Source organism: Sphingomonas sp. NPDC079357 (genome assembly GCF_044901155.1).
In the GTDB taxonomy this organism is placed as follows: domain Bacteria; phylum Pseudomonadota; class Alphaproteobacteria; order Sphingomonadales; family Sphingomonadaceae; genus Sphingomonas.
This window is the reverse complement of sequence record NZ_JBJDOM010000001.1, coordinates 1,260,110-1,271,287: the sequence shown is the minus strand read 5'-3', so window position 1 is coordinate 1,271,287 and position 11,178 is coordinate 1,260,110. Positions and strand designations below refer to the sequence as shown.

Genomic DNA, 11,178 nt, shown 5'->3' with positions numbered 1-11,178 from the left:
GCGTCAAGGCTTTGCGGTAGCTAGGAATGTGGGGGTCGGCTGCTCCTATTATTCGCCTCGTTCGTCTTCCCGGACTTGATCCGGGATCCCGCTGCTACCGCGGCTGACAAGAAGAAGCGGGGCCCCGGATCAAGTCCGGGGGGACGATCCATGGGGGAAGGAGACTATGCCGCCTCCGCCTGATCCTCCGCCGAGCGTGTCACCCGCAAGATCTCGCTCACCACGCGGCGTTGCTCGCGGCGGGTGACCACCGGCGCGAGGCGTCCGGTGTCGTCGCAGGCTATCGCGGTCGCCGCGAACGGCGCGCCGTCGGTCTGCCGCGCGAGCGTCACCTCCCAGCGCGGGCGCGCGGTGCCGACCATCGGCACGGTGCCGATCCGCCAGCGAGTAGCCGCCAACGAGGTGGCCGCGAACGGATCACCGCCTTCGCGGGCGGGGCGTTTGAGCAACAGCGCGACGGTGCGCCCCCGCATCGCGGCCTGATGCATGCGCTTCGTTGCCGCAGGAGTGGCGCGGCGCACCTCGCCGATCACCGCGCCGAGGGCCGGATGGCGCAGGCCTTCCTCCATCAATGCGAGCACCCCGGCGTCGTCGTCGGCCTCGGCATGGATCACGCGCTTCGACATCAAACCGGATTGGGTCAGCGCAGGCGCAAACAGGTCACGCCGCCGGACCACCCAAAGGATCGGCCCCCACGCCCGCGCCGCAACCCCCGCGACGAACAAGGTCGCCGCCGCATCGTCGCGCAGCGATGGCGTCGCCGCCGCAACCTCATGCAGCGCATCGAGCCGCAATCCCCCGTCGGTCAGGCTCGAGTCGATGTCCGGCACCCCGAACGGCATGATCCGCCTGCGGCTATGTCCGTCGCCCGCCAAGGCGCACAGCGTCTCGCGCAAAGAAATGAGGGCGCTCGACTCGGGCACGACAGACAGGACTCCGCAGCGGGTTTTCGTTCGCAATTTGTTCCAGAATCACGGCGCGAGTCAATGGTCTGTCACGATCCAAACCGGCCGGATTGTGTGGTCAGCGCTTCAAAATGGCTTTGACTGGCGTTGAAACAATATTACAAGCGGCTGAAATCGTGCTGCGTGCCAAGCAGCGCATGACGGAGAGTGAAACGTGGGCGAAGAACCCGGTATCGTGCACCCGCGCGGCAACCTGCCGCCCCTGTCGCTGCACGTCCCCGAACCCAAATTTCGGCCGGGCGATGCGGTGGATTTCTCCGATGTCGCCATCCCGCCCGCCGGCGCGGCACGCCGCCCTGATACCGCCGAGGCGGCACGCGACTTCACCGACCTCGCTTATTCGATGGTGCGCGTCCTCGACGAGAATAACCAAGCAGTCGGCGCCTGGAACCCGCGGCTGTCGCCCGACACGCTGCGGCGGATGCTGCGCCACATGGCGACCGTCCGCGTCTTCGACGAGCGGATGTTCCGCGCGCAGCGGCAGGGCAAGACCAGCTTCTACATGAAGTCGCTCGGCGAGGAGGCGGTGGCGGTCGCCGCGGCGCACGCGCTGGATGCCGAGGACATGTGTTTCCCCTCCTACCGCCAGCAGGGGCTGTTGATCGCGCGCGGGTGCCCGATGGTCGACATGATGAACCAGATCTATTCGAACACCGGCGACAAGCTGCAGGGCAAGCAGCTGCCGGTCATGTATTCGGAGAAGCGCTTCGGCTTCTTCTCGATCTCGGGCAACCTGACGACGCAATATCCGCAGGCGGTCGGCTGGGCGATGGCCTCGGCGTCGAAGGGCGATACGCGGATCGCGGCGACGTGGTGCGGCGAGGGCTCGACCGCGGAGGGTGATTTCCATTCCGCGCTGACCTTCGCGACCGTCTATCGTGCGCCGGTGATCTTCAACGTCGTCAACAACCAATGGGCGATCAGCAGCTTCTCGGGCTTTGCGGGCGCGGAGGCGACGACCTTCGCGGCACGCGCGGTCGGCTATGGGATTGCCGGCCTGCGCGTCGACGGCAACGATGCGCTGGCGGTCTATGCCGCGACCGCCTGGGCGGCGGAGCGCGCGCGCACCAACGCCGGGCCGACGCTGATCGAGCATTTCACCTATCGCGCCGAGGGCCATTCGACCTCCGACGATCCGACGCAATATCGCTCGGCAGGCGAGCCGACCGCGTGGCCGCTCGGTGATCCGATCCGGCGGCTGAAGGACCATCTGATCGCGATCGGCGAATGGGACGAGACGCAACAGTCCGAGATGGACCGGGAGGTCGCCGAGGAAGTGAAGGCGGTGCAGAAGGAGGCCGAGAAGAACGGCGTGCTCGGCCACGGGCTGCGCCAGCCGCTCGACTCGCTGTTCGACGGGGTGTTCGAGGAGATGCCGTGGCATTTGCGCGAGCAGCGCCAGATGATGATCGACGAGGAAACCGCGAGCGGGCGGCCATGGGACCGGACGTGAGGGCCTGTCTTTCCCTCTCCCCTGGACAGGGGAGAGGGATGCGTAGACTTGGCAGCTCGCTGCCTAGTCGTAGCTGGGTGAGGGGTGGAGCGAGCCATCGGCTCGCGCGCTGCTCCGCAGCGCCATCCCCTCACCCAACCTCCGCTAAGCGGCTGCGCCGCCAAGCTACGGTATCCCTCTCCCCTTCTGCGAAGGGGCGAGGGCAGGAAACGATATGACCGACACAATCGAACAACCGGTGGACGACACCACCACCCGCATGAACATGATCCAAGCGATCAATTCTGCGATGGACCTGACGATGGCGCGCGATCCGGCGATCGTCGTCATGGGCGAGGATGTCGGCTATTTCGGTGGCGTCTTCCGCGCGACCGCGGGGCTCCAGAAGAAATACGGCAAGACCCGCGTCTTCGACACGCCGATTACCGAATGCGGGATCATCGGCGTCGCGGTCGGCATGGGAGCCTATGGGCTGCGCCCGGTGCCTGAGATCCAGTTCGCGGACTACATCTACCCCGCGCTCGACCAATTGGTCAGCGAGGCGGCGCGGCTGCGCTATCGCTCGGGCGGCGAGTTCACCGCGCCGCTGACGGTGCGCTCACCGTTCGGCGGCGGGATCTTCGGCGGGCAGACGCACTCGCAGTCGCCCGAGGGGATCTTCACGCACGTCTCCGGGGTGAAGACCGTCATCCCCTCGACGCCGTATGACGCCAAGGGGCTGCTGATCGCGGCGATCGAGGACAATGATCCGGTGATCTTCTTCGAGCCGAAGCGCATCTACAACGGCCCGTTCAACGGCCATTGGGATCGCCCGGCGGAGAATTGGTCGAAGCATCCCGGCGGGGAGGTGCCGAAGGGATATTACAAGATCCCGCTCGGCAAGGCGAACGTGGTGCGGGAGGGCGAGGCGGTGACGATGCTCGCCTATGGCACGATGGTGCACGTCTGCGCGCAGGTGGTTGCCGACACTGGCGTCGATGCCGAGATCGTCGACCTGCGCACGCTCGTCCCGCTCGACATCGAGACGATCGAGGCGAGCGTGAAGAAGACCGGGCGCTGCATGATCGTCCATGAGGCGACGCGGACCAGCGGGTTCGGTGCGGAGCTGGCTGCGCTGGTGCAGGAGCGGTGCTTCTACCACCTCGAGGCGCCCGTCGAGCGTGTCACCGGCTTCGACACGCCGTATCCGCACAGCCTCGAATGGGCCTATTTCCCCGGACCGGTGCGGATCGGGCAGGCGCTCAAGAAAATTCTGAAGGACTAAGGCAGATGGCGCGTTTCACCTTCAAGCTGCCGGACATCGGCGAAGGCATTTCCGAGGCGGAGATCGTCGCGTGGCACGTTGCGGTCGGCGACCGCGTCGAGGAGGACCAGAGCCTCGCCGACATGATGACCGACAAGGCGACCGTCGAGATGGAATCGCCGGTGGCGGGCGTGGTGGTCGAGATCGCGGGTGCGGTCGGCGATCAGGTGTCGATCGGCGCGCCGCTGGTGGTGATCGAGACCGAGGGGGAGGGTGAGGTTGCCTCGCCGGCCGCGGAACCGGAGACGCTGGAGGCGGAGAACCCGGGCGTCGAGGAAGTTGCCGCTAAGCCCTCTCCCCCGCGGGGAGAGGGTTTGGGAGAGGGGGGGGAGCCTCGCAGAGAGGCCGGTCTCGGTGAGACCCCGGCCCCTCACCCCAGCCCTCTCCCCGGAGGGGAGAGGGAGCCTGCGTCTCATACCGCCCACTCTCCCGTCCTCGCCTCCCCTGCGGTTCGCGCCCGCGCCAAAGACCTGAACGTCGACCTCGCCGCGATCCGCGTGCCAGAGGGCGAGCGGATCCGCCACGCCGATCTCGACGCCTATCTCCGCTACAATGCCGGGCAGGGCTATCACGCCCCGCACGCCGCGCGGGCGCGCGAGGACGAGCAGGTGCGCGTCATTGGCATGCGTCGTCGCATCGCCGAGAACATGGCGGCGTCCAAGCGCAACATTCCGCACTTCACCTATGTCGACGAGATCGACGTCACCGCGCTGGAGGACATGCGCGCCGACCTCAACGCGCATCGCGGCGAACGGCCCAAGCTGACGCTGCTGCCGCTGCTGATCGTCGCGATGTGCCGGACCTTGCCCGACTTCCCGATGCTCAATGCGCGCTACGACGACGAGGCAGGCGTGGTGACGCGCACAGGGCGCGTGCATGTCGGGATGGCGACGCAGACGGATGCCGGGCTGACCGTTCCCGTCATCCGCGACGCGCAGGACCGCAACGTCTGGCAGCTCGCGACCGAGATCGCGCGGCTGGCGGGGGCAGCACGCGCCAACAAGCTGACGCCGCAGGAGCTGGGCGGGGGCACGATCACCGTCACCTCGCTGGGGCCGCTCGGCGGGATCGCGACCACGCCGGTCATCAACAGGCCCGAGGTGGCGATCATCGGGCCGAACAAGATCGTCGAGCGTCCGGTCTTCCGGGGTGATGACATCGTGCGGGCCAAGCTGATGAACCTGTCGATCAGCTGCGACCATCGCGTCGTCGATGGCTGGGACGCGGCGAGCTATGTGCAGGCGCTGAAGACGTACCTGGAAACGCCGGTGCTGCTGTTCGCCGACTGACGGGGACGACGGATACCCGCGCTTCCGTCGCCATGCCGACGGTGAGGACAACCGGCTCCACCGGAAACGAAGCCTTGCCCTCCCGGGCGCGTTGAACGCGCGCCCCAACGGCGGGATCCCTCAGCGCGCCTTTGTACCGATCAAGCCTGGTGCGTCCGCTATAAAACGATCGAGCACGCCATCGGCGATGCGGATCGTACCGTCGAAGCGCGTCGCGCCGGGAATGGTCTTTACCGCCGCCGCTTCAGTCGCGAGTCGCTGAGCGTCGGCGAAGTATTGCCGGGCGGCGGAGCTGTGCGCGTCGGCGGCAGTGAGGCCGGCGGCGGTCTGTTGCAGCGCGCGGCCCCAAAGCGCCAGTGCGTCGAGCCACGGGCGTGACTGGTTGGTGAAGGACGTATCCGCCACGCCGCCACGAATGGCGTCTGGGGCGGCGGCCACGTCGTCGGCGGCGCGGGCCAGATCGGCGATCGCCTGCGCGCGCGCGCCGGTATCGCCGTCGGCCAGCGCCTCGCGAACACGGGTGAGCAGCGCGTGGAGGCGCGGGGACTGTTCCTGCCAAGGCTGGCTGCCGAAGGTCGGGGCCATGTGCTGCGTATCGAACAGGGTCAGCAGCGCGTCGGTCGCGTGTGTGTCGCCGCCGGCCAGTTCGCGCGCCGACCAATGCCAAGTGCGCTCGGCATCGTAGTCCTTGTCGTTCCATGCGAACGCCAGCACGCCCGTGACCGCGACGCGGCTCGGCGCTTCCTGGTTCATCGGGTTCGACAGGATACCGGTCAGCTCGCCCGACAGCCCCGCCTCGCGGCGTGCATAGGGCGCCATCAGCAGCCGACCGGTGGTCTGCGCATAATCGTTGACCGGATAATTGTCCCACAGCAGCGTCTTGCGCCCGAATGCCTTGGTCGCGGCCTTGGCATCCGGCACCGAGATCGCGGGCGGTACGACATCGGTGCCGGTCCATTGCACCACCACCTTGGGGTCGAGATTGTCGCGCAGCGCCGCTTTATAGGGTGAGTCCTTGGCGTCGTAATATTCGGTCGGGACCATGATGAGCGGGGGCGCCTTGGGATCGCGGCGCGTCAGGTCCGCCTGCACCGCGTTGAGCAGTTGCGCCTGTGCCTTGCCCGCTGCCGCCGCGCCCGAGGGGCCAAACGCGGCCTGATCGGCCTCGCAATTCCATTTCTTATATTCGATGTCGTCGAGGGCGACGTAGAAACGGTGGATACCGATCGCGCGCAATGCATCAAATTTTGTGTGTAGCGCCTGAAGGTCGGCGGGGGCCGAGAAGCAAATGGTCGGCCCCGGTGAGATCGCGTAGACGAAATCGACATGGTTGCGCGACGCGGCTGCCGCCAGCGTGCCGAGCTGCGCCAGCGTAGCGGCTGGATATGCCTCCCGCCAGCGATCACGCGCGTAGGGATCGTCCTTCGGACTGTAGACGTAGGTGTTGGCCTTGACCGTCGCGAGGAAGTCGAGGTGGCGGGTGCGTTCGGCCATCGTCCATGGCTTGCCGTAGAAACCCTCGATCGTGCCGCGCACCGGCATGGCGGGATGGTCGCGAATCACCAGTGCGGGAAGCGTGGGACGCTGCACAAGCTGGCGGAGCGTCTGCACCGCGTGGAACAGGCCGTCGGCATCGTGGCCGGCGAGCGTGATGGTGTGCGTGGCGGGCGTTATGGTGAGCGTATAGCCCTCGCGCGCCGTGTCGGGGGTGGTGCCGGCCAGCGCGGTGCGGACGAGCGGCGCATCGGCGAGGCCGAGGACGATCTTCGGCTGCTTTGACGCGCGATCGAGGCGGCGCGTGGTGGCGATCGTCTCGACGCCGGCGTCGCGCAGGAGTTGCTCCGCGAACGTGACGGTGGCGGCATCGGTGCCGGGCGCGGCGACCAATGTGACCTGGCGGCCCAAGGCCATGGTGTCGGTACCGAGCGTCAGCTCGGTCGGTGCGGGGAAGATCGCCGGGCGGGTGGCGACCTGTGCGGTGAGCGGGGTGGACGACAGGAGCGTGGCGACCAGCAGGGGCAGGCCGATGCGGCGGGTCATGTCGTTCTCCGGTACGCTATTGGTATTATATGCGTCGTAGGACGTTGCCGGGGCCGGGGCAACTGCACTGATCGTTCGCCTCACCCCTCATTCGGCATGACGAGGTAGCAGGCGGTCACTCCCCCTTCATCGCCAGCGCGCGAGCGTAGAGCGCCTTGCGGTCGACGCCGAACGCCTTGGCGACTTCCCCCGCCGCCTTCGAGGCGGGGAGGCGGGTGAGCGCTTCGGCGAGCGCGGCGTCGGCATCCTCGATCGCGGCCGGTGCGGGGGGCTCGGGCGGGGCGACGACGACGACGATCTCGCCCTTCGGCGGCGCATCGGCATAGCGTTCGGCAAGCGTCGACAGCGTGCCGGTGACCGCTTCCTCGAACTTCTTGGTAATCTCGCGCGTCACCGCCGCCTCGCGGTCGCCGAGCCCGGTGGCCAGCGCGGAGAGGCAGGCAGAGAGGCGCGGGCCGGCCTCGTAGATCACCAGCGTCGCGCGGATCGCGGCGACCTCGGCGATCGCGGTGGCGCGCGCCTGCTCCTTCGAGGGAAGGAAGCCGAGGAAGAAGAAGCGGTCGGTCGGTAGTCCGGCGAGCGTCAGCGCTGCGACAGCGGCACACGGGCCGGGGATGGTGACGACCTGATGCCCGGCCGCGCGGGCGTCGCGCACCAACTTGTAGCCGGGGTCGGAGATCAGCGGCGTGCCCGCGTCCGAGACCAGCGCGACCACCTCGCTCGCCATCCGCGCGATCAACTGCGGGCGGACATGCTCGGCATTATGGTCGTGATAGGGGGTCATCGGGCGCTTGGTCCCGATGTGGCGGAGCAATCCGGCGGTCACGCGCGTATCCTCCACGGCGATCACGTCCGCGCCCGCGAGCACCTCGGCCGCGCGGGGGGAGAGATCGCCGAGATTGCCGATCGGGGTGGCGACGATGTACAGGCCAGGGGTCAACGGGTTCACGGGAGTAGTCATGGCAGAGGCGATCGGGCGTTCGCAATGGTCGAGCGCAATGTCGCGCGTCATCACGGTCGCGGGGGCGCTGTTGCTCGCGGCCTGTTCGACGGTGGTGCCGCGCGGGCCGGTGCAGCAGGCGCCGACCGCACAGCCAGCGCCGCCGCCGCGCGAAACCGCGCCGGAGGTGGTGAGCGGGCTGCCGCAGGACGCCGCGCGCAACCGTGTCGCGCTGCTGGTGCCGCTGACCGGCAGCAACGGCGGTGTCGGGCGCAGCCTTGCCAACGCCACGCAGCTGGCGCTGCTCGACACGCGCAACCAGCAGGTGCGGATCACCAGCTACGACACCGCGACCGGCGCGGCGGCGGCGGCGAGCCGCGCAATCCGCGAAGGCGCGCAGCTGATCCTCGGGCCGCTGCTTGCCGAAGACGTCCGCGCGGTCGCGCCGATCGCGCGTGCGGCGAAGGTGCCGGTGCTGTCGTTCTCGAACGATACCGGCGTGGCGGGCAATGGCGCCTATGTGCTGGGTTATGCCCCTGCGCAGGCGATCGAGCGCGTCGTCGCCTATGCACGCGGGCGCGGGATCGACAATTTCGGCGGGATCGTTCCCAACGCGCTATACGGCAGCCGCGCATCGACCGCCTTCCTGCGCGCGGTCGAACAGGCCGGCGGGCGCGTCGTGTCGCTTCAGACCTATGATCGTGGCAGCGGCGCGCTGGGCAGCGCGGTGCAGCGGATGGCGAAGGACGCGCCGTTCGGCGCGGTGCTGGTCGCCGACAGCGCGGCGACCGCGACCGCGGCGGTGCCACTGATCCGGCGCAACAGTCCGTCGACGCAGATCCTCGGCACCGAGCTGTGGAATTCGGACGGCGCGTCGCGGTCGTCGGCGGTGCTGAACGGGGCGTGGTTCGCTAGCGTGCCGGACACCTTATATCGCCAATATGCACGCAATTACCGCGCACGGTTCAACACGGCGCCGTATCGGCTGTCGAGTTTGGGCTACGACTCGGTGCTGCTGGTGGTGCGGATCTCGCGCGAGTGGCGGCCGGGCGCGGCATTCCCGGAGAACCGGCTGCGCGACGCCGACGGTTTCGCAGGGATCGATGGCGCGTTTCGCTTCGGGCGCGACAATGTCGCCGAACGCGCGCTGGAGGTGCAGGAGATCCGTGGTGGCGAGACGGTGACGGTGTCTCCGGCTCCAACCGGCTTCACCGGAAAATAGCCAGCGCGGGCTATGGCATGCCGGGGGCGGTCGTGTAGAGGATCGTGATGCCGATCCTTACCGCCGTCACCCATGCCGATCTGATTGCCGATGTCCGGACGCTCGCCGCGAAAATCGCGCGCGATACGACATGGCGCCCCGACTGGCTCGTGGGCGTCGGACGCGGCGGACTGGTCCCGGCGGTGTACCTGAGCCATGCGGCGGGGCTGCCGATGCAGTCGGTCGATTATTCGGCGCAGGACGACACGCGCGCCGCCCCCGCCATCGAGCGGCTCGCGGCATTGACCCGCGAGGGGCAGAAGCTGCTGTTCATCGACGACATCAACGATTCGGGGCGGACGATCGCCAAGCTGCGCGGGATGCTGGAGCAGGCGGGCGCGGCGGCGGAGGCGATGCGCTTCGCGACGCTGATCGACAATCGCGGCTCGGCGGCGAAGGTCGACCTCGCGGCGCGAACGATCGACCGTGCGGTGACCAAGGACTGGTTCGTGTTCCCGTGGGAAGCGCTGGCGCCCGCGACGTCGATCGCGGCGGATGCGGCAGCGGTGCCGGAGCGGACGGCCTAGGTTCTATCGGCCGAGGGGAGTACTCTGAGCCGTTCGCCCTGCGCTTGTCGAAGGGCGGGCTGCCGGGGGCATGTGCTTCGACAAGCTCAGCACGAACGGTGAGAGGGGTGGCCCGCCGGGTACGTCCCCCGGTCAGGATCGCTCATGGCAGCGTGACGATGCCCGTCACATGCACCGTCGCGCCTTCGGCATGGACTGCGCCGTTGACGATGCCGGTGATCGTCACCTCCGCGCCCGGCTCGGCGGTCACGTCGCCGCGCACCATGCCCGAAATGGTGACGCGGCAGCCCATGGCCACTGTGATGTCGCCGCTGACGATCCCCGACACGTCGGCGTCGCTGTCGAGGCGGATCGCGCCGCTGACGATGCCCGACAGATCCCTCATGCCTTGATGAGTCCGATCTCGACCAGCCGCTGATGCAGATAGCCGTTGGCGGTGATCGGCTCGGGATAGCGGTTGGGGTTGGCGTCGGTGATCGTCTGCGGCAGCGTTTCGATCAGGAAATCGGGCGCGGGATGCAGGAAGAACGGCATTGAATAGCGCGAATGGCCGCGGCGCTTGGGCGGCGGGTTGACCACGCGGTGCGTGGTCGAGGGCAGGACGTGGTTGGTCAGCCGTTGCAGCATGTCGCCGACGTTGACGACCATCGCACCCTCCGGCGGCTTGACCGCCAGCCACTGGCCCGTGGCGCGGTCGAGCAGCTCCAGCCCGGCCTCCTCGGCCCCGAGCAGCAGGGTGATGAGGTTGATGTCCTCGTGCGCGCCGGCGCGCACGCCTTCGGCATCCGCCGGGATCGGCGGGTAGTGGAGCAGGCGCAGTACCGAATTGCCGTCCTTTACCGCCGGATCGAACCAGTCGGGGGCAAGGCCGAGATGCCGGGCGATCGCCGACAGCAGCCGGTCGCCGGCGCGGTCGAAGGCGGCGAACAGCTCGACGAACGTGTCCCGAAAACCGTCCGGGCGCTCGGGCCAGATGTTGGGCGCCATCTCGTCGGCGTAGCGATGGCCTTCAGGCAGCTCGCGCCCGACGTGCCAGAATTCCTTGAGGTCGACGTGGCGCGCGTCCTTCGCGATCTCGGTCTTGAACGGGGTGTAGCCGCGCGCGCCGCCGCCGCCGGCTTTGTGATAGCGGCGCTTCTCTTCCTCCGGCAGCGCGAACAACTCGGTCGTCTCCGCCCAGGCGCGGTCGATCAAAGGCTGCGGCACGCCGTGATCGGCGACGATCGCAAAGCCGAAACGCTCGAACGATCCGCCGAGTGCGGCGGCAAAGCCATCGGGATCGCGTGCCTGATCGGCGAGGCTGAGCGTCGGGACGTCAGCGGTATCGGGGGCGACGGGGGTGTCGAGCATCGTCAATCATCCGTGATTCTGAACGCTCTAGGTAAGCGCTCCGGTCGCCG

Annotated in this window: 10 protein-coding genes; 5 read left to right on the top strand and 5 right to left on the bottom strand. The window is 68.3% G+C overall.

Going from position 1 to position 11,178, the window contains the following annotated elements; translation table 11 throughout:
- Positions 1-164: 164 nt before the first annotated feature.
- Positions 165-923, bottom strand: coding sequence for an ImuA family protein (locus ACI2JO_RS05965; RefSeq protein WP_404719786.1), 759 nt, complete (start codon positions 921-923; stop codon positions 165-167).
- Between the two features lie 196 nt (positions 924-1,119).
- Between ACI2JO_RS05965 and ACI2JO_RS05960 the strand changes: the two genes are divergently transcribed.
- The 3 genes from ACI2JO_RS05960 (at position 1,120) to ACI2JO_RS05950 (ending at position 5,010) form a co-directional block, all read left to right on the top strand.
- Positions 1,120-2,418 carry a 3-methyl-2-oxobutanoate dehydrogenase (2-methylpropanoyl-transferring) subunit alpha gene (locus tag ACI2JO_RS05960; protein WP_404719785.1) on the top strand — a complete coding sequence of 433 codons (1,299 nt, stop codon included), beginning with the start codon at positions 1,120-1,122 and terminating at the stop codon, positions 2,416-2,418.
- A 259-nt stretch (positions 2,419-2,677) separates the two neighbouring features.
- Positions 2,678-3,682 (top strand): alpha-ketoacid dehydrogenase subunit beta, encoded by a 1,005-nt coding sequence (locus ACI2JO_RS05955; RefSeq protein ID WP_404720334.1) that lies wholly within the window; start codon positions 2,678-2,680, stop codon positions 3,680-3,682.
- A 5-nt stretch (positions 3,683-3,687) separates the two neighbouring features.
- Positions 3,688-5,010 carry a dihydrolipoamide acetyltransferase family protein gene (locus ACI2JO_RS05950; protein WP_404719784.1) on the top strand — a complete coding sequence of 441 codons (1,323 nt, stop codon included), beginning with the start codon at positions 3,688-3,690 and terminating at the stop codon, positions 5,008-5,010.
- A gap of 120 nt (positions 5,011-5,130) precedes the next feature.
- On the opposite strand, the gene ACI2JO_RS05945 is transcribed toward ACI2JO_RS05950, so the two are convergent.
- Both ACI2JO_RS05945 and rsmI read right to left on the bottom strand, forming a co-directional pair.
- Entirely contained in the window at positions 5,131-7,050 is a 1,920-nt protein-coding gene (locus tag ACI2JO_RS05945) for a beta-N-acetylglucosaminidase domain-containing protein (RefSeq protein WP_404719783.1), read from the bottom strand.
- A 115-nt stretch (positions 7,051-7,165) separates the two neighbouring features.
- A complete protein-coding gene (rsmI, locus tag ACI2JO_RS05940; protein WP_404719782.1) occupies positions 7,166-8,011 on the bottom strand; it encodes a 16S rRNA (cytidine(1402)-2'-O)-methyltransferase in 846 nt (281 codons plus the stop codon).
- Between rsmI and ACI2JO_RS05935 the strand changes: the two genes are divergently transcribed.
- Positions 8,010-9,212, top strand: a complete 1,203-nt coding sequence (locus tag ACI2JO_RS05935; RefSeq protein ID WP_404719781.1) for a penicillin-binding protein activator — start codon at positions 8,010-8,012, stop codon at positions 9,210-9,212. The two genes, rsmI and ACI2JO_RS05935, sit on opposite strands and share 2 nt — an antisense overlap.
- Before the next feature lie 47 nt (positions 9,213-9,259).
- Complete coding sequence (locus ACI2JO_RS05930) at positions 9,260-9,778, top strand: phosphoribosyltransferase (protein ID WP_404719780.1); 519 nt, start codon at positions 9,260-9,262, stop codon at positions 9,776-9,778.
- 142 nt (positions 9,779-9,920) lie between these two features.
- Here ACI2JO_RS05930 and ACI2JO_RS05925 read toward each other — a convergent pair whose 3' ends face one another.
- Positions 9,921-10,163: a polymer-forming cytoskeletal protein gene (locus ACI2JO_RS05925; RefSeq protein WP_404719779.1), complete on the bottom strand. Its 243-nt coding sequence runs from the start codon at positions 10,161-10,163 to the stop codon at positions 9,921-9,923.
- Positions 10,160-11,128: an isopenicillin N synthase family dioxygenase gene (locus tag ACI2JO_RS05920; protein ID WP_404719778.1), complete on the bottom strand. Its 969-nt coding sequence runs from the start codon at positions 11,126-11,128 to the stop codon at positions 10,160-10,162. Before ACI2JO_RS05920 ends, ACI2JO_RS05925 begins: the two co-directional genes overlap by 4 nt.
- Positions 11,129-11,178 lie beyond the last annotated feature (50 nt).